Annotated in this window: 21 protein-coding genes; 12 read left to right on the forward strand and 9 right to left on the reverse strand. The window is 71.1% G+C overall.

Features of this window, described 5'->3' with window-relative positions; genetic code table 11:
- Positions 1-131: 131 nt before the first annotated feature.
- From NS184_RS08515 to NS184_RS08530, 4 genes are all read left to right on the forward strand, one after another.
- Complete coding sequence (locus NS184_RS08515; protein ID WP_058725693.1) at positions 132-1,496, forward strand: extracellular solute-binding protein; 1,365 nt, start codon at positions 132-134, stop codon at positions 1,494-1,496.
- Between the two features lie 24 nt (positions 1,497-1,520).
- Positions 1,521-2,486 carry a carbohydrate ABC transporter permease gene (locus NS184_RS08520; RefSeq protein ID WP_083513561.1) on the forward strand — a complete coding sequence of 322 codons (966 nt, stop codon included), beginning with the start codon at positions 1,521-1,523 and terminating at the stop codon, positions 2,484-2,486.
- 1 nt (position 2,487) lies between these two features.
- A complete protein-coding gene (locus tag NS184_RS08525; protein ID WP_058725694.1) occupies positions 2,488-3,402 on the forward strand; it encodes a carbohydrate ABC transporter permease in 915 nt (304 codons plus the stop codon).
- A 306-nt stretch (positions 3,403-3,708) separates the two neighbouring features.
- Positions 3,709-4,761 carry an ABC transporter substrate-binding protein gene (locus NS184_RS08530; protein ID WP_152998138.1) on the forward strand — a complete coding sequence of 351 codons (1,053 nt, stop codon included), beginning with the start codon at positions 3,709-3,711 and terminating at the stop codon, positions 4,759-4,761.
- Positions 4,762-4,938: 177 nt separating this feature from the next.
- Here NS184_RS08530 and NS184_RS08535 read toward each other — a convergent pair whose 3' ends face one another.
- Positions 4,939-6,990, reverse strand: a complete 2,052-nt coding sequence (locus NS184_RS08535; RefSeq protein WP_083513566.1) for a transglycosylase domain-containing protein — start codon at positions 6,988-6,990, stop codon at positions 4,939-4,941.
- Between the two features lie 278 nt (positions 6,991-7,268).
- On the opposite strand from NS184_RS08535, the gene NS184_RS08540 reads away from it, so the two are divergent.
- The gene (locus NS184_RS08540; protein WP_058725697.1) at positions 7,269-8,261 is read left to right on the forward strand and encodes an alpha/beta hydrolase; all 993 of its coding nucleotides are present in this window, start codon (positions 7,269-7,271) and stop codon (positions 8,259-8,261) included.
- A 69-nt stretch (positions 8,262-8,330) separates the two neighbouring features.
- On the opposite strand, the gene bla is transcribed toward NS184_RS08540, so the two are convergent.
- Complete coding sequence (gene bla / locus NS184_RS08545; RefSeq protein WP_058725714.1) at positions 8,331-9,278, reverse strand: class A beta-lactamase; 948 nt, start codon at positions 9,276-9,278, stop codon at positions 8,331-8,333.
- Between the two features lie 26 nt (positions 9,279-9,304).
- On the reverse strand, positions 9,305-10,297 hold the full coding sequence (locus NS184_RS08550) for a glycoside hydrolase family 16 protein (protein ID WP_058725698.1): 993 nt from the start codon (positions 10,295-10,297) through the stop codon (positions 9,305-9,307).
- 129 nt (positions 10,298-10,426) lie between these two features.
- On the opposite strand from NS184_RS08550, the gene NS184_RS08555 reads away from it, so the two are divergent.
- Positions 10,427-10,975, forward strand: coding sequence for a GNAT family N-acetyltransferase (locus NS184_RS08555; protein ID WP_058725699.1), 549 nt, complete (start codon positions 10,427-10,429; stop codon positions 10,973-10,975).
- A gap of 18 nt (positions 10,976-10,993) precedes the next feature.
- On the opposite strand, the gene NS184_RS08560 is transcribed toward NS184_RS08555, so the two are convergent.
- Positions 10,994-11,470, reverse strand: coding sequence for an AAA family ATPase (locus tag NS184_RS08560; protein ID WP_193750429.1), 477 nt, complete (start codon positions 11,468-11,470; stop codon positions 10,994-10,996).
- Between the two features lie 215 nt (positions 11,471-11,685).
- On the opposite strand from NS184_RS08560, the gene NS184_RS08565 reads away from it, so the two are divergent.
- From NS184_RS08565 to NS184_RS08585, 5 genes are all read left to right on the forward strand, one after another.
- On the forward strand, positions 11,686-12,324 hold the full coding sequence (locus NS184_RS08565; RefSeq protein ID WP_193750430.1) for a TetR/AcrR family transcriptional regulator: 639 nt from the start codon (positions 11,686-11,688) through the stop codon (positions 12,322-12,324).
- A gap of 83 nt (positions 12,325-12,407) precedes the next feature.
- Positions 12,408-15,134: an MMPL family transporter gene (locus NS184_RS08570; protein WP_058725702.1), complete on the forward strand. Its 2,727-nt coding sequence runs from the start codon at positions 12,408-12,410 to the stop codon at positions 15,132-15,134.
- A 335-nt stretch (positions 15,135-15,469) separates the two neighbouring features.
- Positions 15,470-15,910, forward strand: coding sequence for a MarR family winged helix-turn-helix transcriptional regulator (locus NS184_RS08575; protein WP_058725703.1), 441 nt, complete (start codon positions 15,470-15,472; stop codon positions 15,908-15,910).
- A gap of 63 nt (positions 15,911-15,973) precedes the next feature.
- Complete coding sequence (locus tag NS184_RS08580; RefSeq protein WP_058725704.1) at positions 15,974-16,186, forward strand: hypothetical protein; 213 nt, start codon at positions 15,974-15,976, stop codon at positions 16,184-16,186.
- Between the two features lie 52 nt (positions 16,187-16,238).
- Entirely contained in the window at positions 16,239-17,333 is a 1,095-nt protein-coding gene (locus tag NS184_RS08585; protein ID WP_058725705.1) for an alkene reductase, read from the forward strand.
- A 175-nt stretch (positions 17,334-17,508) separates the two neighbouring features.
- On the opposite strand, the gene NS184_RS18580 is transcribed toward NS184_RS08585, so the two are convergent.
- From NS184_RS18580 to NS184_RS08610, 5 genes are all read right to left on the reverse strand, one after another.
- Positions 17,509-18,654, reverse strand: a complete 1,146-nt coding sequence (locus tag NS184_RS18580; RefSeq protein WP_058725706.1) for a M20 family metallopeptidase — start codon at positions 18,652-18,654, stop codon at positions 17,509-17,511.
- Positions 18,651-19,694 (reverse strand): ketopantoate reductase family protein, encoded by a 1,044-nt coding sequence (locus tag NS184_RS18585; RefSeq protein WP_058725707.1) that lies wholly within the window; start codon positions 19,692-19,694, stop codon positions 18,651-18,653. Before NS184_RS18585 ends, NS184_RS18580 begins: the two co-directional genes overlap by 4 nt.
- Entirely contained in the window at positions 19,691-20,476 is a 786-nt protein-coding gene (locus tag NS184_RS08600) for an SDR family NAD(P)-dependent oxidoreductase (RefSeq protein WP_058725708.1), read from the reverse strand. Before NS184_RS08600 ends, NS184_RS18585 begins: the two co-directional genes overlap by 4 nt.
- Complete coding sequence (locus NS184_RS08605; RefSeq protein WP_058725709.1) at positions 20,476-21,792, reverse strand: MFS transporter; 1,317 nt, start codon at positions 21,790-21,792, stop codon at positions 20,476-20,478. The genes NS184_RS08600 and NS184_RS08605 overlap by 1 nt, the downstream gene beginning before the upstream one ends.
- 122 nt (positions 21,793-21,914) lie before the next feature.
- Complete coding sequence (locus NS184_RS08610; RefSeq protein ID WP_058725710.1) at positions 21,915-22,814, reverse strand: polysaccharide deacetylase family protein; 900 nt, start codon at positions 22,812-22,814, stop codon at positions 21,915-21,917.
- 168 nt (positions 22,815-22,982) lie between these two features.
- Here NS184_RS08610 and NS184_RS17830 point away from each other — a divergent pair, with 168 nt between their 5' ends.
- Positions 22,983-24,038: an Lrp/AsnC family transcriptional regulator gene (locus NS184_RS17830; RefSeq protein WP_193750431.1), complete on the forward strand. Its 1,056-nt coding sequence runs from the start codon at positions 22,983-22,985 to the stop codon at positions 24,036-24,038.
- The last annotated feature ends 297 nt before the right edge of the window (positions 24,039-24,335 follow it).

The following is a 24,335-nucleotide window of genomic DNA, read 5'->3' on the forward strand; positions in this document are numbered from 1 at the left end:
GAGCGATGATGCCCCCACGGCACGTCGTCCCGACCGGAGCAGCGAAGGAGCCTCACCCCCGGGGCCACGACGCCGCTCCAGTACGGAACACCGACCCTGTTCCGCTCGGCCCGTCCCGATGGAGTGATGCCATGCCGATCCGACCCACCCCGCCCGTGCAGCCGCGCGGCGGATCCTTCACCCGGCGGAGCCTGCTCGCCGCAGGAGCCGCGGCCGCCACCGTGCTGCCGCTCGCCGCCTGCTCGAGTCCGCTCGCAGCGGGCATCGCCGGTGCCCCGCTCAACCCCGAGACCCTCGTCTTCTGGAACCTCTTCGGTGGCGGTGACGGCGCTCGCATGCAGCAGATGGAGGCCGGCTACGCCAAGCAGCACGGCGGGCCGTCCTCGATCCAGGCGACGACGTTCGCGTGGGGCAACCCCTACTACTCGAAGGTGACACTGGCCACCGTCGGGAACAAGCCGCCGGACGTCGCGATCGCCCACCTCACCCGCGCGAAGCCGCTGTGGGACGGCGACCTGCTCGACCCGATCACCTCGGACGACCTCGCGAGCGTCGGCCTGAGCGCCAGCGACTTCAACCAGAAGGCCTGGACGGCACAGAAGACCGACGGGAAGAACATCTGCATCCCGCTCGACACGCACCCGTTCGTGCTCTTTTACAACGTTGACGTGTGCCGGAAGGCCGGTCTGATCGACAGCGACGGCAAGCTCAAGGACCTGTCCGGGCTGGACACGTTCGAGGCCGCACTCGCCGCCGTGTCGAAGGTCACCGGTGGGGTCGCGCTCAACGTCGCGAACGTCAGCGAGGTCGCGACCCCCTGGCGCTTCTTCTGGACGATGTACAACCAGATCAAGGGCGTCACACCGTTCATCAGCGACGGCGGCTCGAAGCTCACGGTCGACGAGGACGCCTACGACACGGTGACCTCGATGACGCAGAAGTGGGTCAAGAACGGCTGGCTCAACAAGGGCCTCGACTACGCCACCGCGGAGACGCTGATGTTCACGGGCAAGGCCGGGTTCTTCATGCAGGGCGAGTGGGAGATCAGCACGGCGCAGTCGATCAAGGGCCTGAAGTTCGGCATGACGACCATCCCGCAGCTGTTCGACAAGCCGGCCACCCAGGCCGACTCGCACACCTTCATCCTGCCGAGGAAGGACCGCACGCCGGAGCAGCGGAAGGCGCACATGCTCTTCATCAAGCAGATGCTGGAGCAGAGCATGACGTGGGCCGAGGGCGGGCACGTGCCGGCCTACATGCCGACGTTCGACAGCACGGCCTACAAGAAGCTCGAGCCGCAGTCCGACTACGCGTCCGCTGCCGAGAGCGCCGTGTTCGACGACCCCGCCTGGTACGGCGGCTCCGGTTCGACGTTCGAGAACACCGTCGGCGCGCAACTCGCGCTCGTGCAGCAGGGCTCCTCGAGCCCGGCGGCCGCCCTCTCGGCGATCAAGAGCCAGCTCAGCACGTACCTCAACACCCCCAGCCCGCTGTAAGCCCCGCGCGAAAGGCACGACGACGTGACCGCAGCACCAGTCCTGACCCGCCCGACGGAGGCCGCAACGGTCCCCGGGCGGCTCCGCACGCGTGCGAACAGCACCACCCGTGGCCAAGGCCGCAGCGGATGGCTGTTCCTCGCCCCCTTCGGCCTGTTCTACCTGGCCTTCCTGCTCGGCCCGACGGTCTGGATGATCGTCTCGAGCTTCTTCAACACCTCGACCGTCCGCACCGGGCTCGGCAGTTTCGCCGGGTTCGCGAACTACGCGGAGATGCTCGGACGCGCCGACTTCTGGTCGTCGCTCTGGCACACGCTGCAGTTCACGCTCTACACGACGCCGCCGCTGGTGATCCTGGCGTTCGTGTTCGCGGTGCTCACGAACCGGATGAACCGCGGCCAGTGGTTCTTCCGCCTGGCGTTCTTCCTGCCGTTCATCCTGCCGTCGGCGACGATCTCGCTGATCTGGGTGTTCATCTTCACCCCCGCGACCGGTCTGTTCGCGTCGGTCCAGCAGGCACTGGGCATCACGCCGGGCGCCGGGGTGCTGGCCAGCCCGAACACCGCGATGATCGGCGTCGCGATCGCCACGGTCTGGTGGACCCTCGGGTTCAACTTCGTGCTCTACCTCGCGGGCCTCCAGGAGATCCCGCGCGAGCTGTACGAAGCGGCCGCGGTCGACGGTGCATCGAGCTGGCAGCAGATCAAGTCGATCACGCTGCCGCTCCTCGGCCGCACGACCACGCTCGTGATCCTGCTGCAGATCATCGCGAGCCTGAAGATCTTCGACCAGGTGTACCTGATGACGAACGGCGGACCGGGCATCTCGACCCAGGTCTCGCTCCAACTCATCACGGGCGTCGGCTTCACCGACAACCGCCTCGGCGCCGCTTCGGCAGCGTCGGTGCTCCTGTTCATCGTGATCGTCGCGATCGCGGTCATCCGGCAGCTCGTCGAGCGCGCTGCCGCCAAGCGAGAGATCGGTGCCTGACGTGACCACCACCGAGAGCCTCACCACCGCCCGGCCGAAGCTCCGTTCCGGGGTGTCGGCCGCAGCCCCGGCGAACGCCGCGAAGATCGGCGTCTCCGGCAAGGGCTTCAACATCGTCGCGGGCATCATCCTCGGGGTGTTCGCGGTCATCTGGCTCATCCCGAGTCTGTTCGCCCTCAAGACGTCGCTGTCCGACAACGGCGTCGCGGCGCTCGGAGCGAACGCGATCCTGTCGAACTGGAACCCGACGCTGCACTCCTACGCCGCGCTGTTCCAGGCCGGCGACATCTGGAACTGGTACCTGGCGTCGGGCATCACGAGCCTCGTGACGACCGCCCTCACGGTGCTGTTCGCCTCGATGGCGGCGTTCGCGCTGTCCCGTCTGGTGTTCCGCGGCCGCAACGTCGCGTTCCTGCTCATCATCCTGGGCATCATGATCCCGACGCAGGTCCTGATCATCCCGATCTTCCAGGAGCTCAACGCGGTCGGCCTGCTCAACACCTACTGGTCGGTCATCTTCCCGCAGGTGCCCGCTGTGATCGCGGTGTTCATCTTCAAGCAGTTCTTCGACGGCATCCCGCGGGAGCTCGAGGAGGCGGCACGGATCGACGGTGCGGGCATGTGGAAGATCTACTGGTCGGTGATCCTGCCGCTGTCGCGTCCGGTCATCGCAGCGGTCGCGATCCTGACGTTCGTCGGGGTCTGGAACAACCTGCTGCTGCCGCTGTTCGTGCTGTCCAACCCGGATCTCATGACGATCCCCGTCGGGCTCGCCACGGTCCAGGGCAGCTTCGGGCAGCGCTACGCCGACATCCAGGCGGGCGCGATCCTCGCGGCGCTGCCGCTGATCATCCTCTACCTGATCTTCCAGCGGCAGATCGTGGAGGGTGTGACCGGGTCCGGTCTGAAGGGCTGACGCCACCACCACACGGACGGGAGGCACGGTGCCGGCTGGCACCGTGCCTCCCGTCCGTCTGCTGGTCGCGCCGCGCGCCCGGCGGTGCCTGGTCGACCCGGGCGTACCTGGTCGACCCGGGCGTACCTGGTCGACCCGGGCGTGCCTGGTCGAACCATCCGACCAGGTACGCCCGATCCTGCTCCCCATGGCAGGCGTTGTGGGAAGGACCGGGCGGCGCCAGCGAGCGCCGTGACCCCTCGACGCACACATCGACCCAGCACCCGCACCGCGCAGTCTCCGCTCGTCCGGCTAGCCTTGCTCGTCGTGACGCTCCCCCGCCGGCCCCTGCGCGCCCTCGTGCTCGCCGCGGCGGTGGCGTGCGCGCTGGCCCTCGCCGGCTGCAGTGGGCCGTCCGGTACGGACACCGCGCCGGACGGCGGTGGTGGCGGCGGCGCGAAGGCCACCGGCTGGTCCTACCAGGACGCCACGGGGACGACGATCCGGCTCGACCGACGTCCCGAGCGGGTGGTCGCCCTCGACGACGTCGCGATCTCGATGGTCCGCTACGGCCTGCACCCGGTCGGCACGTTCGGCCGGTTGCCGCTCGCGGCGGACAGCCGGTGGGACGGGCTCGACACCGACGGCATCGCGGACATCGGATCGGCGAGCACCACCGACGGCGACGGTGACGGTTCGGACGGCGTCGACGTCGACCGGGTCGCTGCACTGCACCCCGACCTCATCATCACCACGATCGCGCCGGTGGACGCCGCCGGCACGCTCCCGTCCGGCCACGTCGGGACCGGCATCGCCGACACCGAGCAGCAGCGGGAACTGGCGGAGATCGCCCCCGTCGCCGAGGTCCGGTGGGGCGGTGACGGCGCCGAAGTCGTCCGGGACGTGACCGACCTCGCGCGGTCGCTCGGCGCCGAGCAGTCCGTCGTGGACGCCGCGGAGACCGAGTTCGACGACGCGGCGTCGGCGTTGGAGTCAGCGACCCGGGACCACGACGTCCGGCTGACCGCGCTGTACGCCGACCACGACGGCGTCTACGTCGCCCGGCCCGAGGACGTCCCCGCGCTGCAGCTCTTGGCGTCGCACGGAGCCGACCTGACCGTGCCCGGGCCGAAGGGCTACGCGTGGGGCGTGTACTCATGGCCGAACGCCGGGAAGGTCCGGGGCGACGTGCTGCTGCTCTCGGACCAGGGCTACCAGGCGGACGACCTCGTGGAGCAGCCGACCTTCGCCGACCAGCCGGCGCTCGTCGCGGGACAGGTGCACCCGTGGACGTCGCCCGTGCTCGACTACGCGTCCCAGGCCGCGGCGATGCGGCAGCTCGCCACGTGGATCACCGAGAGCGAACCACTCGACCGGTAGCGCCGGGGCCCCGGCCGCAGCCGCGGCCCCGGCCCCGGCGAGGCGAGGCAGGGCGGGGCGAGACTCGGGCCCGCGGACAGTTTCGCGGTCCGAGGGCCGCGAAACTGTCCGCCCAGCCGAGTCTCGGGAGCCCGGCGGCGCCGGCCGGCCGCGCTCACCCCGCGACCGCGGCGCCGCTCATCCCGCCGGGTAGGCCGCGTTCACCGCCTCCTGTGCCTGCCTCCACACCGAGGCCCGCGCCCCCGCGTACGTCCCGCCCTGGCCGTTCCCGACGTACCGCAGGTTCGTCTTCCCGCCGTCCGTGTTCCCCTGCCAGTACGCCGTCACCACGCGTGCGGTGCCGCCGACGAGCCACACCTGGTCCGCGACGTCCGTCGTGCCCGTCTTGCCGAACAGGGTCATCCCGTCAGCGGTCTGCCCGCCGGTCGCCGTGCCACCGCGGAACGCGCCCTGCATGACCTCGAAGGCGGTTGCGGCGACGGCGGGCGAGAGCACCTGTCGGCAGGTCTCCGGCTGTCCGCCGAGGTCCGTCCCCGTCCGGTCCACGACCTGGTCCACCACGACCGGGTCACAGCGGACGCCGCCGTTCGCGATGGCCGTGTACGCCGACGCCATGGTGAGGGGTGCGATGTTCTCGGTGCCGAGGATCGCGGCCGGGTTCGCGCCGACCCGGCCGCCCGTAGCGAGGTGGACGCCGAGCCGCTCCGCGACGTCCCGGATGTCGCACAGGTCGAGCTGCGCGGCCATCGACACGTACGCGCCGTTGACCGACTGTGCGGTGGCCGCATGGACCGAGTACGGGCCGGTCTGTCCCGGTGAGTCGTTCCGCGGGTTCCACGGTGCGTCGATCGTCTGTCCGCACTGCGTCCACGTCCGCTGCTCGTGCCGGGTGCCGTCGACCACCGTGTCCGGGCTCCGTCCGGCCTCGAGCCAGGCGAGCAGGGTGAACACCTTGTAGGTCGAACCGGGTTGGAAGCCCGTGGAGTTCCCCGAGGCTTCGTCGACGGCGTAGTTCAGCGAACTCGATCCCCGGGCCGCGGCGGCCGAACGGTCGTACGCGGTGTTCTGCGCCATCGTCAGGACCCGGCCGGTCGACGCCTCGACCGAGTCGAACGTCGCCCCGAGCGCGAGTGCCGGTTCGGTCGCCGGGTCGTACCGGTCGAGCAGCTCCTTCTGCTGGCCGTTCCGATCCAGGTCGAGCGTCGTCTGCACCCGGTACCCGCCCGTGCGCCAGGCGGCGTCACGCTCGGCCTGCGTGGCTCCGAGCTGGGGCAGGGTCCGGGCGACCTGCACGGCGTGCTCGCAGAAGTACTCGGCGCCCGCGACGACCGAGGCGCACCCCTGCTGCGGCGCGGTGAGGTGCACGTACTCGGCCGGCTTCGACGCGAGGGCGGTCCGCAGGTCGGCCGCGGAGAGGTGACCCTGCTCGTGCATTGCCCGCAGGATGACGTCACGCCGTGCCTGGTTGTCCCGGTGGTGGGCCGGCGTCGAGAGGTCTCGGCGTTCCGGCCACTGCACGATCGCCACGAGCGACGCCGCCTCGGCCGGGCTGAGATCGGTGGCGTCCTTGCCGTAGTAGCGCTGCGCTGCGGCCTGCACACCGTAGGTCTGGTCGCCGAAGTACGCGATGTTGAGGTACGCGGTGAGGATCTCCTGCTTCGAGTACCGCTTCGCCAGGCCGATCGCGAGCTTGATCTCCTCGAGCTTCCGCTGCGGGGTCCGGGCCGTGGCCTCCGCGACCGCCGCCTCGGCCTCAGCCGCGGGCAGCTGCGACGCCTGCTCGATCTTGATGTTCCGGACGAGCTGCATCGTGAGCGTCGATCCGCCGGACCCGCCCTTCCCCTGCTTCGCCGCGACGCTCACGAGACTGCGGACGAGCGAGGTCGCATCGACGCCGCCGTGCTCCCAGAAGCGCTTGTCCTCACCGTCGACCGCGGCGTGCTTCAGTGTCTCGCTGATCCGGTCGTAGGGCAGCTGCTCGCGGTTCCGGTCGAACACGTCCGCGAGGTGCACGGGCTTGCCGCCGCGGTACGCCCACACCTCGTTGCGGCTCGGCAGCTCGCCGACCTCGATGTACTCCGGCAGCGACGAGAACGCGTCGATCGCCGACGACGTCCCGAACCCCACCAGCGCGACCGCCGGCGTCACGCCGACGCCGACCACCAGGCCCGCCAGCACGCTGCCGCCGACGAAGCCGCTCGCCGCTGCGATCACTCGTCCGAACCCCATGTGTCCCCCTCGTGCACCGCGGATCGGTGCCTTCGTGTCGGACCGTGCCGGGCGGAACCGGACGGTCCCCGGGATCTCACGGGGGATACCCGGCACGTCGACTGGGAGAGCGCCGAGTCGGTACGGATCGTTACCCCGTGACGGCCGGGAGGCCCGTGGCGGCGCCGCCACGGGCCTCCCGGCCGTCGTCTGGTCACGTTCCGGCAACGACCGGTTCGGACCGCACCGCCGACGGCCCCGGCGCGGAGCGGCCGGGGCGCCGCGAGTAGCCTCGACTGATGGCGGGGAACGGGTGGCGCGAGGACGTCCTGGGGGCACCGTTCGAGCGGCTCGAACTGCCGCTCGGCGAAGACCGCGAGGGACCGGTCGTCGCCACCCTCGTCCGACGGCGACACAGCCCGACGGACACGCTCCTGCAGCCGCGGGGACCACTGCACGGTGTGGACGTGCTCTACGTCCACGGGTGGTCCGACTACTTCTTCCAGGTGGAGCTCGCGGAGCGGATCGAGCGGCTCGGCGCGCGCTTCCACGCCCTCGACCTCCGCAAGTACGGGCGGAGTCTCCGCCCGCACCAGACGCCGGGCGACGTCGGGGACCTGGCGACCTACGACGAGGACATCGCGGCCGCACTCGACGCGATCTCGACCGAACACCGCGGTGGCCCGCGCCGACGCCTGGTACCGATGGGCCACTCGACCGGTGGGTTGACCCTCTCGCTGTGGGCGGCCCGACACCCCGAACTCGTCGACGGCCTCGTGCTCAACAGCCCGTGGCTGGAGTTCCAGGGCGCGGCGATCGGACGGGCGCTCGTGGCGCCGGTGCTCAAGCTCGGTGCGCGGCGGAACCCGCTCGCCCCGATGCCGGCCGTCGACCCCGGCTTCTACACCCGCACCGTGTCCGCCAGCGGCGAGGGGTCGTGGACGTACGACCAGCGGTGGCGACCGGAGCGGGGGTTCCCGCTGCACCCCGGGTGGCTGTCGGCGGTGTTCGAGGGGCAGGCGCGGGTCGAGGCGGGGCTCGGGATCACGGTGCCGGTGCTCGTCATGCTCAGCGACAAGAGCATGTTGCAGCCGCGGTGGGACGAGGGCATGGCGCACGCCGACGTGGCGCTCAACGTCGACGTCGTGGCGCACCGGGCGCTGTCGCTCGGTGACGAGGTCACCGTGCGGCGGCTGCGGGGAGCGTTGCACGACGTCGTGCTGTCCGAGCCCGCGGTGCGCGAGCGGGCGTACGACGCCGTGGCACGTTGGGCGCACGCGTTGCCCCGGTGAGCAGCAGGCATCGTCGTCGCGGGTGGCCGGGGCGCGACGTCGCGCGGTCCTCCGCGGTCGTGCCCGGCGTCAACGACGGAGTGCGCCGACGGCGGTCCGGGTGGCCTCGGCGACGAGGGCGTCCGACGGTCCGGCGTCCGGGCGGTCGGTGCGGGTCATCACGACGAGCACGATCGGTCGCCGTCCCGGAGGCGTCACGAGGCCGATGTCGTTCCGCACGCCGTACTCCCCCGTGCCGGTCTTGTCGGCGACCCGCCACCCGGACGGCACACCGGCACGGATCGTCCCGTCGCCCGTCGTCGTCGCCAGCATCGCGCGCTGGAGCACCCGGCGGTCGTCCGCGTCGAGGACGTCCCCGAGGAGCACGTCGCGCAGGTCGGCGGCGAACTGCTCAGGGGTGCTCGTGTCGCGGACGTCACCGGGGGTCGCTGCGTTGAGCTCGGGCTCGAGTCGGTCAACCCGGGTCGTCCGGTCGCCGATCCCCCGCAGCCAGGCCTCGACGGCGTCCGGTCCGCCGAGCCGCTCCACGAGGAGGTTCGCGGCGGTGTTGTCACTCATGCTGACGGCCGCGTCGACGAGCTCCAGGACGGTCATCCCGGTGTCGACGTGCCGTGCGGTCACCGGAGCGTACGCGAGCAGGTCGCCGCGGTCGTAGTGCACCACCGTGTCGAGGTCGGCCGCCGACGAGCGGTCGAGCACCGCCGCGGCGATGAACACCTTGTTCGTCGACGCGAACGGGAAGCGGTCGCCGCCGCGGTACGCGAGCGTCGTCCCGGACTCCGTGTCGACCGCGACGACGCCGAGCCGAGCGTCGGACCCACGTTCGAGCGCGGCGAACGCGGAGTCCGCGTTCGCCGAGACCGTCGGGGCTGCGGTCAGCGCACTCGGCCGCGGTGCCGGTGCCGAGTCGACCGGCCGCGACGTCCCTCCGCTCGGTGCGTCCGGGCCGGAGCAGCCGACGAGGACGGCGCCGAGGGCGATGCCGACGACGAGGGCCGTCCACCGGGTTCCACGCACGACCCCAGCCTGCACGACCGGGTGGCTCAGGGCTGGATGGACACCCAGTCGATGAGCACGTGCCCGGGTTTGCCGGTGTTCCCGATCTGGAAGGTGTACCGGTGCGGGGTGGTCGGCACCGACTCGGTCACCGTCTCGAGCAGGACTCCGTCCAGGAAGTAGCTGACCGACTTCCCCGGCACCCAGACCGTCGTGTAGGTGTGCCAGTCCTTCCACGACGCATCGGTCAGGATCCGGTAGGCCTTGTCGGCGTGCCCCGGCACCATCGAGTGGTGGAAGACGTCCGGCTTGCCGGAGAACCCGCCCTCGGGGTAGTCGAGTTCCCCCTCGGACGCGTCGTTCGACGTCGGCCAGAGCATGACCGCCGTCCCGTTGCCGCGACCGCCCTCGACCTTCATGCGGATGCTGAACGTGCCACCGGTCTGCGCCCACGCCGTCGCCGGCGGTCCGAAGACCCCGGCAGCGCCCTGGGTGCCGTTCATCGCGACGTCCATGACACCGTCGTGCGCGCTGATGAGGGCGCCGGAGTAGTACTTGTCGCTCGTTCCCTCGTCGTACGCCTGCCAGGCGTTCGCGTACTTCGCCCCGAACTGCCCGCCGCTGGCCGCCGGGGTCGTGAAGTCCTCGAAGAACGCCGCCTGCGGGCCGAGCACGGGGTCCGGCACGGTCGGGCTGGCGGAGGCGCTCGGGGTCGAGGACGCGGTCGGGGTGCGTGGTTGCAGGGTGCCCTCCCGGGTCGAGCCGGACGCGGACGCGTCGCCGGACGCCGCAGCGCCGGTGGGCGCACCTGCGTCGGTCGTCCCGCTGGTGGCGGCAGCGCCCGAGTGGTCCGTGGACGTCGCGCTGCTCGGTGACGGCGACAGGCTCGGGACGAGCTCGCTGCCCTGCGCCGGCGTGAGGAACGCCAGCATCACGGCGACGGTGACCCCGGCGACGACCAGCACGACGGCTCCCCGGAGGAGGCCCCCGCGCGTCGAGGTCGTCCGCTCGCGCCGTCGCGAGGTGCGTTGCCGTGTCACGATCTGCTCCTGTACTGCCCTGTCACCGACAGGTTCACCCACGGAACGAATCGGCGCCTCCGTCCACGGGGTCGACGGCGGCAAGCCGCACGGCCGTGCGGGAAACCGAGCACCGGTAGCGTGGCCCGCATGGCCGTCCACCTCACCCGTCTCGACCCCACCGGTGCCGACCGGGAGGCCCTGGTCGTCTTCCTGACGACGGAGGAGTTCCCGTTCCACGTGCGACGCCGCATCGAGCGGGCCGACGCCGAGCGCGGCATCGACGAGGGCGCGTGGCGCGACGACGAGCACGACTCGTTCTGGATCGACTCCGACGAGCACGACCGCGTCGGGGTGCTGCGTCTGGAGGACCTCGAGGACCCCGTCCCGCTGTTCGACCTGCGGATCGCCGGCGAGCACCGCGGGAAGGGACTCGGCGTCGAGGCGCTGCGAGCGGCGACCGACCACGTGTTCCGCACGCTGCCCGAGGTCACCCGGTTCGAGGGGCAGACGCGCGAGGACAACACCGCCATGCGTCGGGTGTTCCGCCGCGCCGGGTGGGTGAAGGAGGCGCACTACCGAGAGGGGTGGCCGGTGCCCGGCGGGGAGCCGCTGGCGTCGGTGGCCTACGGCGTGCTGCGGCGCGACTGGGAGTCCGGTACGACGACCCCGGTCCCGTGGGACGACGAGCCGGCCTGATCGACCAGGCCGACGCGGTCAGACGGTCGCCCAGCGCACCAGGTCGTCGACCCCCGGGTCGTAGCCGTCGGTCGTGTCCACCTCGAGCAGGGGGCACCCGAGGTCGAGCGGAGGCACGGTCGCCGGAGCGTTCGCGAGTGCCCGGTCGTTCAACCGCGCCTCGTGGCCCCGGGCGACGAACCGGCCGTGCCAGGTCGGGGTCACGCAGTGCAGGTTCCGGATCGGCCACGGTCCGCCGAGGACGTCACGGACCTCCGCCTCGGACTGGCCGCGGTACAGCGTCGCCTCCGCGATGACGCTGGACCCCGCCCGGGCGTAGGCCGCCGTCACGCTCCAGAACGCGGCGACACCGAGCGGCACGACCTCGTCGCGGTCGACGTCGCCGGCCGCCGTGATCCCGGCGTAGAGCTCGTCGCGGTGCACCTGCGGCCAACCGAGCCGCGCGGCGAGCGCCGTCGCGAGCGTCGTCTTGCCGCTAGCGGGCGCGCCACTCACGAGCAGGACCGTCACAGCGCGTTCCAGCGGTCGAGGGCGGCCGACAGCGGGTGCATGGTGACCAGCGTACGGACGGGAGGCGCGTGACGGCGCCGCCACGGGCCTCCCGTCCGCCTTGCGGTCGCCTCAGCGTCCGACCCGGCTCGGGGGACGAATCTGGGCATGCACTCGGAGTCGATGCACTGAGTGCATCGATGCACCTAGTGTCTACAGACGTGACCCTCGCACCCGACCGCCGTGCCGCCCTCAAGGCGAAGCACCGTGCAGCGATCCTGCAGGCCGCGCGCGACCTCATCGCGGAGCGGGGCGGACGCGAGTTCGGGGTCGACGACCTCGCGGCGCGGGCCGACGTCGCGCGACGGACGGTCTTCAACCACTTCGCGTCCTTGGACGAGGTCCTCCTCACCGTCTGCGAAGAGGAGCTGTCGGTCATCATCGACCGCTTCCTGGCCGACATGGCGAAGACCCCGGTCGGCGACGGGTCGCGGTCGTCGATGTTCGACGAGCTCGAGTCCGCCGCCCGCGGAGCCGACCTCGCGCCGGCGATCGCGAGCATGTACCGGATCCTCGGCGAACCCGGCAAGTCCGACCCGAAGGCAGCGGTGCTCACGCAGACCGCGTTCTCGCGGGTCACCGAACGGCTCCGCGACGAGGTCACGCGCCGTCACCCGGCCGCTGACGAGCTCGACGCCGCGCTGCTCGTGGAGTCGCTCATGAGCGGCATCGTCGTGATCGCGGACCACTGGCTCGCGCACACTGGCCCGTCGCTCGACCGCGCATCCCTGGACGCGTGGGACGCACTGCTGAGCAGGCTCGTCCACAGCGTCCGCAGCGGCTACATGCCCACCGACTGATCCGCACCCCCAAGGGGTCCACCGGCGCACCCCGTCACCACACAGCACGCAGCACGCACTACGAAAGGAACGGGGCACCCCACATGGCCGGCCTCCTCTACCGACTCGGGCGGTTCTCCGCCCGCAGGCACTGGCTCGTGATCATCGCCTGGATCGTGATCATGGGCATCGCCGGGCTCACCTACAGCCTGTTCGCCGGGTCGATCTCGTCCTCGATCTCGATCCCGAACACCAAGACCAGCCAGGTGCAGGACGAGCTCGCCGACAAGTTCCCGTCGGCGAACGGCGGCACCGGCACGCTCGTCTTCCGGACCACGGACGGCAAGGCGTTCACGGATGACCAGAAGACCGAGGTCAAGGACTTCCTCGACGGGCTGAAGAGCGAGGACGGCGTGAAAGACGTCACCGACGGCTTCACCACGCAGCAGCAGCTCGACGATCAGCGGCAGAAGATCGTCGACGGCCGCAAGGAGATCAGCGACGGCCGGGAGAAGATCTCGGACGGCCGGAAGCAGATCGAGGACGGTCAGGACCAGCTCGACGCGCAGAAGTCGCAGCTGGAGTCCGGGAAGACGAAGATCGAGCAGGCGCAGCAGCAGCTCGACGCGCAGAAGGCCCAGGCCGAGGCTGCCGGAGCTGCCGCCTCCGCAGCCGCGCAGGCACAGCTCCAGCAGGCCCAGGCGCAGATCGACGCGCAGCAGCAGCAGATCACCGCGGGTCAGCAGCAGATCACCGCTGCCCAGCAGCAGATCGACGAGAACACGAAGAAGCTCGACGAGAACGAGCAGAAGCTGGACGACAGCGAGCAGGAGCTGGAGCAGGGGTCGAAGCTCCTCGACCTGTCGAAGGACATCCGCTTCGTGTCCTCGAACGACTCGGCCGCGATCGGCACCGTGCAGTTCACGAAGTCGACCTACGAGGTGCCGCAGAGCACGAAGCAGGCGATCTCGGACAAGGCCGAGGCGGCGAAGATCAGCGGCGTCGACGTGTACGTGTCGAACGACATCGCACAGGGTGTGCCGTCGATCCTCGGTCCGGGCGAGGTCATCGGCGTGATCATCGCCGCGATCGTGCTGTTCCTCATGCTCCGCACGATCATCGGCGCCGCGATCCCGCTCGTCTCGGCGGTGCTCGGCGTCGGCGTCGCGTCCCTCGCGGCACTGTCGTTCTCGAGCCTCGTCGAGTTCATCTCGGTCACGCCGGTGCTGGGGGTGATGCTGGGCCTGGCGGTCGGCATCGACTACTCCCTGTTCATCCTCAACCGGCACCGCACGCAGCTGAAGGCCGGCATGGACGTGCACGAGTCGATCGGCCTGGCGAACGGCACCTCCGGCAACGCGGTCGTGTTCGCCGGCACCACGGTCATCGTGGCCCTGCTCGCGCTGAACATCACGGGCATCCCGTTCCTCGGCCTGATGGGGACGGTCGGCGCCGTCGCGGTGCTGTTCGCGATCCTCATCGCCACGTCGTTCACCCCGGCGCTGCTGTCGCTGCTCGGCATGCGCATCCTGCGCCGCAAGGAGCGCGAGCGCATCGGCAACACGGACTCCGTCCGGGTGCCGAACAAGCCGATGTCGACCTGGCGTGCGGTGATCACCCTCGTCGCCGGTGTCGCCGTGCTCGGCACCGTCGCCCTGCCCGCGACGCAGATGCGGCTCGGCCTGCCCACGGGCGCGTCCGAGGACGTCGAGTCGTCGCAGTACCAGGCGTACAAGACCCTGTCGGACGAGTTCGGCGCCGGGCAGAACGGTCCGCTGCTCGTCGTGGCGGACCTGCCGAAGGCGGTCAGCGAGGACGACGTGACCGCGACCGAGGTCACCATCGGCCAGGCCCTGGCGAAGAACGACGACGTCAAGGCAGTCCTGCCGATCGGGGCGTCGAAGGACCGCGACATCATCGCGTTCCAGGTGAAGCCCGCCGGCGGCCCGGACAGCGTCTCGACCGAGACGCTCGTGCAGGACCTCCGCTCGCAGCAGGTGCGCGTCGACGACGGGAAGGCCACGCTCGGCGTCGCGGGCAACGCCTCCGCGAACATCGACGTGTCGGAGAAGCTCTCGAACGTGCTGCCGCTCTACCTCGCGGTCGTCGTCGGGCTGTCGCTCATCATCCTGATCATCGTGTTCCGGTCGTTCCTCGTGCCGATCACCGCGACGGCCGGGTTCATCCTGTCCGTGCTCGCGTCGTTCGGTGGCCTGACCGCGATCTACCAGTTCGGCTGGCTCGGCGCGGTGTTCGGCGTGCACGACCCGGCGCCGATCCTGAGCTTCCTGCCGATCATCGAGATCGGGATCCTGTTCGGGCTCGCGATGGACTACCAGCTGTTCCTCGTGTCGGGCATGCGCGAGGCGTACGCGCACGGGGCCTCGGCGAAGGTCGCGGTCCAGCGGGGCCTGCACGCCGGGCGAGCGGTGGTCACGGCGGCGGCGATCATCATGATCTCCGTGTTCGCGGGCTTCATCTTCTCGGATTCGTCGACCATCAAGCCGATCGGCTTCGGGCTCGCGTTCGGTGTGCTGCTCGACGCATTCGTGGTCCGGATGCTGCTCATCCCCGCGGTGATGCACCTGCTCGGCCGCAGCGCCTGGTGGATCCCGAAGTGGCTCGACCGCATCCTGCCGGACGTGGACGTCGAGGGCGCCAAGCTCGAGCGCTCGCACCCGAGCGGCGGGCACGGCGAGCAGCGGAACGACGGCCGCGACCTCTCCGCCGCCGAGCGCGGTCGCGATGCGGCGCACCACGGCGCGCACGCCGCGGCGGCCGAGCCCGACGCGAACCCGCACGAGGGCCACACGCCGACGCACCGCGCGTAGCCCGCGGGGCGCTCCGCGCCCGACGCAACCGCCTGGAGGCGCGGTGCCGGTCCCCGAGACCGGTACCGCGCCTCCAGTGCGTTGCCCGTCGCCGCTGGTGGTGCCCGGCGCGGTGGAGCGTGCCTGGCAGGAACGGGCGTGCCTGGCGGAAGCGGGCATGCCTGGCGGAAACGGGCATGCCTGGCGGAAACGGGCATGCCTGGGCATTCGTTCCTGGTGAGGACGCCCGATCTCACCAGCCATCACGCGCGCTGTGGGAAAGAACGTGCACAGCCGACGCGGAAAAGCGCATCGCGAGAGTCGGTCCGTTCGTGCACGAAGCGTAGGGTGGCGGCATGACCGAGACGGACGTCGACCCGCTCGCCCTCGACCGGCAGCTCTGCTTCGCCCTCGCCGCCACGAGTCGGAGCGTCATCGGCCTGTACCGCGACCTGCTCGAGCCGATGGGGCTCACCCACCCGCAGTACCTCGTGATGCTCGCACTGTGGGAGCGCGATCCGCGGTCGGTGCGCGAGATCGCGCGTGAACTCCGACTCGACTCGGCGACCCTGAGTCCTCTGCTCAAGCGGCTCGAGGCCTCCGGCTACGTCAAGCGCGCCCGGAGCACGGCCGACGAGCGGCAGCTCGAGGTCTCGCTGACCACGGCGGGCCGCGCGCTCCGGGACCGTGCCGAGGCCGTCCCGCTCGCCGTGGCCGACCGGCTGGGCTGGCCGCTCGCCCGACTCGAAGCGCTGAAGGACGACCTCACCGAGCTGCTGGAGCGGGTCGACCACTGATGGCCCTGGCGCGCCGCAACGCTTCGTGGCAGAATCATTCGTGCACTAACGAAAGGAAGGGCGATGGGTCGCTTCGGCCGCTGGTACGAGAAGTGGAACACCACGCTCATCGAGAAGATGGGCCCGTCGCAGATCGGCGCCGGGCACCCCGAGGGCGTCGACGACCGCACGGTCGACCGCCCGTGCCCCATCTGCGGCCAGCCGCTGTCGCAGCACCAGGTGATCCGTCCCGAGGGTCAGGTGCGTTCATCGACGCTCGTGTGCCCCGGTCGCTGACGATCCGCTCCGAAGAGGAATTGCAGCCGGCAACACGTGGTTCAACGGACACGTGAAGCTCTTCGAACCCGCCGACTTCGGCGCACTGCACCTCCGCAACCGGATCGTCATGGCACCGCTCACGCGCACCCGCGCCGGCGCCCAGGGCATCCCGAACGACCTGCTCGTCGAGCACTACCGCCAGCGGGCCGGCCTCGGCATGATCATCACCGAGGGCACCTGGCCCGTGCAGGAGGGCCGCTCCTACCCCGGGCAGCCCGGCATCGAGACCGACGAGCAGATCGCCGGTTGGCGTCGCGTGACGGACGCCGTGCACGCCGAGGGCGGCACCATCGTCATGCAGCTCATGCACGGCGGCCGTGTCTCGCACACGTCGATCTCCGAGACGCCGCGGATCGTCGGCCCGAGCGCGATCGCCGCCCCCGGCCAGACGCACCTCGCCGACGGCAGCAAGGCGGACATGCCCGTCCCGCACGAGCTGACCACCGCCGAGGTCCGCGAAGCCGTCCAGGGCTTCGTGCAGGCCGCCCGCAACGCGATCGCCGCCGGGCTCGACGGCGTCGAGGTCCACGGCGCGAACGGCTACCTCGTGCACGAGTTCCTCTCCCCCGTCTCGAACACCCGCACCGACGAGTACGGCGGCTCCCCCGAGAACCGCGCGCGCTTCGCCGTCGAGGTCACCACCGCCATCGCCGAGGCGATCGGCGCCGACCGGGTCGGCATCCGTCTCTCGCCGCAGCACAACATCCAAGGAGTGCTCGAGGAGGACGACGCCGACGTGCTCGCCACCTACACCGCGGTCGCGGAGGGCCTGGCGCCGCTCGGGCTCGCGTTCGTCGACGTGCTGCAGGCCGAACTGACCTCGGACCTCGTGCAGACCATCCGTCGGACCGCCGGTGCACCGTTCATCGCGAACTCGGGCTTCTCGTCGGTGACCACCCGTGACGAAGCGATCGCGCTGCTCGACTCCGAGCACGTGGACGCCGTGGCGGTGGGTCGTCCGGCGATCGCGAACCCGGACCTCGCGCTCCGTTGGGAGCAGGACGAGGAGCTGAACGAGCCGCGGCCGGAGCTCTTCTACGGCGCCACGGCCGAGGGCTACACGGACTACCCGACGCTGGCCGAGTCGCGCGTGCAGGTCGCGTAGTCGACGCGACCGCCTGACGGACGGGAGGCGCGGTGCCGGCTGGCACCGCGCCTCCCGTCCGTCTCGGGGTGCGCACACACACGCGTGGCGGTCCGGTCGGCGCTGGTCGATGCGGAACGACGCTGCCGCTGTCGTGCGACAGCGGCAGCGTCGTTCGGCAACGGTTCGGGTCGGGTCAGGACGCGAGGCGGGTGATCAGGTCCGCCGCGAGCGCCGTGCGCTGCACCATGCCGTCGATCGACACCCACTCGTGACGCGCGTGCGCGCCGTCGCCGACGGCTCCGAGCCCGTCGAGGACGGGTAGGCCCAGCGCGGCCGCGAAGTTGCCGTCACTGGCACCGCCGACGGCGATCTCCTCGGCTTCCCACCCGTGGTCGGACGCGACGGCCCTGGCGGTCTCGAACAGCGAGGCGATGGCGGCACTCCGCTGCATCACCGGCCGGTTCCAGCCCCCGGTCACCTCCAGACGCGCGCGGTCACGGTGCGGCCGGAGCGCGTCGAGCGCGGCGTCCACGCGGTCCATCTCGGAGCGTTCGGCGACGCGCACGTCCACCTTGGCCGAAGCTCGCCCGGCGGTGACGTTCGACCGGGAGCCGCCGACGATCGTGCCGACGTTGACGCTCGTGCCCGCGGCGAGGTCCGCCGTCGCGTGCAGCGACAGGACAGCTCGCGCCATCTCGTCGATCGCGCTCACGCCGTTCTCCGGGTCGAGTCCGGCGTGCCCCTCGATGCCGTGCGTGGTCACCTCGAAGATGCCGACGCCCTTCCGCGCTGTCTTCAGTGCGCCGCGGGCGCTCGCCTCGAACACGAGCACGGCGTCCGCTCCGACGACCGCGTCCTCGATCACCGGCCGGGAGGCGGGTGATCCGATCTCCTCGTCGCCGTTGAGCACGAGACGGATCGCCGGGAGGGGCAGGCCGGTGTCCCTCGCGAGCACGAGGCCGTGCACCGCCTGGACGAGCCCCGCCTTCATGTCGAACGCACCCGGGCCGGTCAGGCGGTCACCGTCGACGCTGACGGGCCAGTCGGCGAGCGTACCGAGCGGCCAGACGGTGTCGTAGTGGCAGAGGAGCACGACTGTCCGGGTGCTGCCGCCCGTGGCCGGCCAGTCGAGCACCGCGGTGTCGCCGTGGACGCCACCCGCGACGGTCCGCTCGGTCGCGGGCGTGCCGAGGTGGCGCTCCACGAAGGTCCGTACCCAGCCGAGGCCGGCGGCGAGCGCGCCGCGGTCGTCGGACGGGGTCTCCTGCTCGATGTACTCGGTGACGTCGGCGACGAGGGTGTCCCGCAGCGCGGCGGCGGCCCGCACGACCGCACTCATGCTGCGGCCAGTCGGTCGAGTTCCGCGAGGTGTGCTTCGTCCATGGCGATCGCGTGCGTCTCCAGCGCGGTGATGCGGTCGACGAGCCACGACAGGAGCGGGGTCGGGATGCCGTGACGCTCCGCCGCGTCGAGCACCGGCTGGTACTGCGTCGGGACCTCGGTCCGCCGGCCGCGCACGGCGATGTCCCGCCAGATGCCCGACCGCTTCTTCGTCTGGGCACCGAGCCAGGTGACGAGACCGTCGGTGGCCGTGTCCGGGGCGCTGGAGTCACGCGTGGTCGCGGTGTCCGGGGCCGCGGTCCCTGGAGTCAAGTACGCCTCGGGGGTGAAGGCGTCGAAGCGTTCGAGTGTGATGCCCTCGGCGGTGGCGACCGTGAGCACCTCGCGCACGAGGGCGTGCATGCCCGTCCGGTGCCGGTCGATGAGGTCGCCCATGTCCTCGTCGGCGAGCGCGGTGGCAACGAGCATCGCCCCGAAGCCGAGCTTGGACCAGAGGAACCCGGGCACGTTGTCCGAGACGATGGGGGTGCCCCAGTGGTGCAGGTCACGCGCCAGGGCCTCGACCCGTGGGCTCGACCCACCGGCGAACTCGCCGAGCGCGATGTCCCCGATGCCGCCGTCGCGCACGACCCCGGGGCCGACGACGTCGGCGAACAGGTCGACGAACGCCGCGACGGTCCGGTCGGCACCGACGTGCTCGGCGATGGTCGACTCGTTCAGGCCGTTCTGCATCGAGACCACCCAGCCGTCCACGGCAAGACGCGGTGCGATCCAGGCCGCAGCCGTGTCGGTGGCCTGGGCCTTCACCGCGAGGAGCACGGCCCCGAGTCGTTCCGGTGCGTCGTCCGGTGTGGAGATCGCGGGCCGCGCGCTGACGGGGCCGTCCGGTGTCTCGATGCGGAAGCCGCGCTCCCGGACGGCCGCGACGTGTTCCTCGTCGGCGTCGACCAGGTGGACGTCGGCTCCGCCGAGCTGGAGGTGCACAGCCAGCGTGCCCCCGATCGCTCCGGCGCCGACGATCGTGTACTGCGGGGTCATGCGTGTTCCTCCCGGCCGTCGGCCGTCCAGTGCTGCGGGAGGTTCCACGCGCCCGTCGACGATCCGCCGTCGACGCGCAGCACCTCCCCGGTGATCCAGTTCGCCTCGTCGCCCGCGAGCCAGACGACCGCGCGCGCGATGTCGTCCGGCAGGCCGCGCCGTCCGAGGGGGTTGTCTCCGACGGCATCCGCGTACTCGGCGGTGACCGGGTTGACCGCGGAGTCGACGGTCACGAAACCCGGGGCGACGGCGTTCACGCGGATGCCGTGGTGGCCGAGCTCGAGCGCGGACGCCCGCGTGGCGGCTTCGAGCGCCGCCTTCGACGTCGAGTACGGCGCGGCTCCCGGGCGGGCGCGCAGTGCCGCACCCGAGGAGATGTTCACCACGCTCGCGCCCCGGCCCACAGGGACGGCTCGACGGGCGAGCGCGACGGTGAGGAGGACGGGTGCTCGTGTGTTGACGTCGAGTACTCGGTCCCAGGTCGCCGCGTCGAGGTCGAGGAACGGCGTCGCCGGGTAGACCCCGGCGCTCGACACGAGGACGTCGACCGGAGCGCGGTCCCACGCTTCGTCCACCACCGCTCCGGGGGCGTCGCCGTCCCGCAGGTCGGCGGTGATCGCGGTCACCCGACCGGCTCCGGCATCCCGGGCGAGTGCCTCGGTCTCCCCGAGCGGCGCGGCGGTGCGGTCGCAGAGCGTGATGTCCGCGCCGGTGCGGGCGAAGGCGAGGGCGATCCCACGGCCGATGCCGGAGCCGGCACCCGTGACGAGGACGTGCCGCATCAGTCGAGCACCTTGCCCTTCGTCTCCGGCATCGTGAGGTAGACGACGAGGCCGATCGCGGCAGCGGCTGAGGCGTACACCCACACCCAGCCGCTGAGCCCGACGGTGTTCATCCAGGTGGTGACGTACGGCGCGGTGCCACCGAAGAGGGCGACGGCGATCGCGTAGGGCACGCCGATGCCGCTCGCCCGCACCTCCGGCGGGAACTGCTCGGCCATGATCACCGCGCAGTTCGCCGAGTAGCCGAGCAAGAGCACGATCCCGACGACCTCGACGAGCAGCAGCGACCAGAACCCGCCGCCGATGATCTGGAACGCCGGCCAGGCGAAGACCAGGAAGCCGCCGGCGAACGCGGCCATGGTGGGCTTCCGACCGATGCGGTCCGACAGGATGCCGGCGAAGGGCAGGAGCACGAGGAACACGATCATCGCGATGACGTTCGCGAGGAGTGCCTCGGACAGCGGGATGCCCGTCGTCACCGCGGCGTAGGTCGGCATGTAGCTGACCCACATGTAGTAGAGCAGCGTGCCCGCGATGGTGATCCCGAAGACGCGCGCGACGGCGGCCGGGTGCTCCTTGAACATGCGGAAGAACGAGCTCTTGTGGTCGCCGGCGGCCTGGTTCGCGGCGTTGCGGTCCTTCGCGACCCGGAACGACTCGGTGTCCTCGACGGAACGGCGGAGCCACAGTCCGACGAACCCGAGCGACGCCGCAAGGACGAACGCCAGGCGCCAACCCCAGCTGTCGACCGCGTCCTCCGAGAGCGTGCTCGTGATGAGCGCCCCGATGCCCGAGGCGATGAGCACACCGCCACCCACGGAGACCTGCTGCCACGACCCGGCGAAGGCTCGCCGACTCGGTGCCGCCGACTCGACGAGGAACGCCGACGACGAGCCGAACTCGCCACCCGCAGCGAAGCCCTGCACCATGCGGGCGAGGACGAGGAGTACCGGTGCGACGATGCCGATCTGCGCGTAGGTCGGCGACAGACCGATGACGAGCGTCGCTCCGGCCATGAGTGCGATCGTGAGGACGAGGCCCTTCTTGCGGCCGTGGCGATCGGCGAAGGCCCCCATGACGGCTGCACCGACCGGCCGCATCACGAAGCCGACCGCGAAGATCGCGAGCGTCGACAGGAGTGCAGCAGCTTCGTTGCCGGCAGGGAAGAAGTGGTGGGCGAAGATCGACGAGAAGGTCGTGTAGACGGCCCAGTCGACCCACTCGACGGCGTTGCCGATCGAACCGGCGACGATCGCCTTCTTCCCCTTCCTGCTGAGTTTCGTCGCGTGGACGGTGTCACGGGCGGTGGTGGTCATCTGCGGGCTTCCTCGCGGGTCGGGCGGAGCTGTGGACGGCGGGGTGGAGCGGCGGTGCTGGAGCGGCGGTGCTGGAGCGGCGGTGCTGGAGTGGTGCTGCTGGTGTGGTGCCGGATCGGCTGTCAGAGCTGGGTGCGGACGTGCGCGGCGAGGTCGGCGTGGGTGCCGATCCAGACGTCGTCGTACGAGCGGATGTGTGCGAGCAGGTCGTCGAGGATCCGCAGCCGCGACCGGTGCCCGATGATGTGCGGGTGCATGGTGAGCTGGAACACGCCACCCTCGTCACGCGCGGCGTCGAACTCGTCGATCCAGATCTGCAGCAGGCTCCGCGGCGGCATGTGCGGCCGCAGCCCGCCGAAGCGGTCCATCATCAGGTACGGCGCATCGTCGCGGATCCACTCGACGGGGATCTCCACGACGCCGGTCCGCCCCCCGTCCTCGAGGAGCTCGTAGGGTTCCGCGTCGGCCATGAGTGACGAGTCGTACACGAAGCCGAGCTCCCGGATCACCGCGAGCGTCGACGCGGAGAAGTCCCACGACGGCGTCCGGATGCCGGTCGGGCGCAGGCCCGTCTGCCGCTCGAGGACCCCGAGGCTGCGGTCGACCAGCTCGAGCTCGTCGTCGTGCCCGAGTGCGGTGTTGCGCTCGTGGATCCACCCGTGGACCGCGACCTCGTGCCCGGCGGCGACGTAACCGGGGGCCTCCTCCGGGCGGAGCAGTGCGCAGACGGCGGGCATGAAGAACGACGACGGTGCCTCGTGCCGGGCGAGGAGGTCGAGGATGCGCGGGACCGCGAAGCGCGCGCCGAACTCCCCCTGCGCCATGCGGCCCGGCGAGGTCTCGCCGTCCCGGAGCGCCGGCGTCTCGTGGTCCGAGTCGAACGACAGGAGCACGGCGACCTGCGCCCCGCCCGGCCAACGCTCGGTCGGCTCGTCGTGCACGAGGCGCTGCCCGGCGCGGACGTGCTCCACGTGACCGCGCCACTCGTCCTCGCTCCACTGCCACGGCTGCTGCGTACCCATGCGTTCCCTCTCGGACGAACCGGTGACCACTGTGTCGCCGGTGCAGGCGACTGTAGGAAAAGAGACAATCATGCGCAAGTCAAATGGGGATATCCGTCGTGTTTCCGTCCCGTAACGGGTTATCCAGACCCGAACCGTGTTGACGAGCGCCGCCGGTACATTGATCGGGTGCCCCGCCACAGTTCTCGCGCCGCTCGGCCGGTCCTCGACGAGGTGGACCTCGACATCGTCGCCGCGCTCCACGTCGCCCCCCGCGTGCCGATCGCGGCGCTGGCCGAGGTCCTCGAGATCCCCACGAGCACCGCCGCACGCCGGCTCGCCCGCATGCAGGACGAGCGACTGCTCCAGGTCGTCGGGCGGTTCGCCTGGGAGCTCATCACGTCGAGCAACCCGTTCGAGCTCTGGATCACCTCGGCACCCGGACGGTCACGCGCGGTGCTCACCGAACTGCTCCGGATCCCCGACGTCCAGTTCGTCCTGCACACGTCCGGTCCTGCCGACCTCTACGTGAACCTCTTCCCACTGCTGGGGTCGGACCACGAACAGCTCCTGACCGAGACGATCCCCGGCATCCCCGGCATCCGTGCGACGGACAGCCGGATGATCCTCGAGCCGGCGAAGGTCGGCCAGTCCTGGCGGTTCCGACGACTCGACGCCGAGCGGACCGCCGCACTCGAGGGTCATGCGTCGGGCACGAGCGGACCGCCCGTCCGAGACCTCCGCGACCTCTCGGACCTGGAGTTCCGCACGATGCGGCTGCTCGGCAGGAACGGACGCATCACCGCGGCCGAGGTCGGTCGCACGCTCGGGGTGTCCGCGTCGACCGCTGCCCGTGCGATCCGGCTCCTGGTCAGCTCCGGAGCCGTGTCACCACGCGTCGAGGTCCAGCCCGAGCTGCTCGGCTTCCCGCTGAACGCCATCGTCACGATCGACGTCCGGCCGCGGGACGTCCGGGGCGCGCTCGACGCCCTCGCCGCCCACCCGAACGTCCGCCTGCTGTCGACGGTGACCGGCTCGGCCCCCGTGAGCCTCGCCGGGGTGTTCGAAGGACCGGGAGCGCTCGCGACGTTCGTGCGCGACGACCTCGGTGCCCTGCCCGGCGTCCGGTCCGTGCAGTCGGTGGCGGGCCTGCGACTCGAACGCCGCTACTGGATCGACCGCGATGGACCGCGGCTCGGCGACCAGGTGCAGGACGTCCTCCGGCTGCCGGACTCGACCCGCTGACGCCCAGCGGCCGCGACCCGCGCGCTGGCCGCCGTTGCAGAACGACATCGCCGCTGTCGGGCGACAGCGGCGATGTCGTCGCTTGCACGCGCGGGCTGGGCGCCCTTGCAACGAGCGACTGCGTGGCCGTCGTACGACGACGACGGAGTCGCTCGACAGCGGTCCATGGATCCGCGCAGCGACAGCGGCATCCGGAGCGACAGAAGACGCCCCGGGAACAGAAGACGCCCCCGGCTCCGATGGAACCGGGGGCGTCATCCCTGCTGTCTCAAACAGTGTGCGCTCGAAGGGACTCGA

This window comes from Curtobacterium luteum, assembly GCF_001475545.1.
Lineage (GTDB): Bacteria > Actinomycetota > Actinomycetes > Actinomycetales > Microbacteriaceae > Curtobacterium > Curtobacterium luteum_A.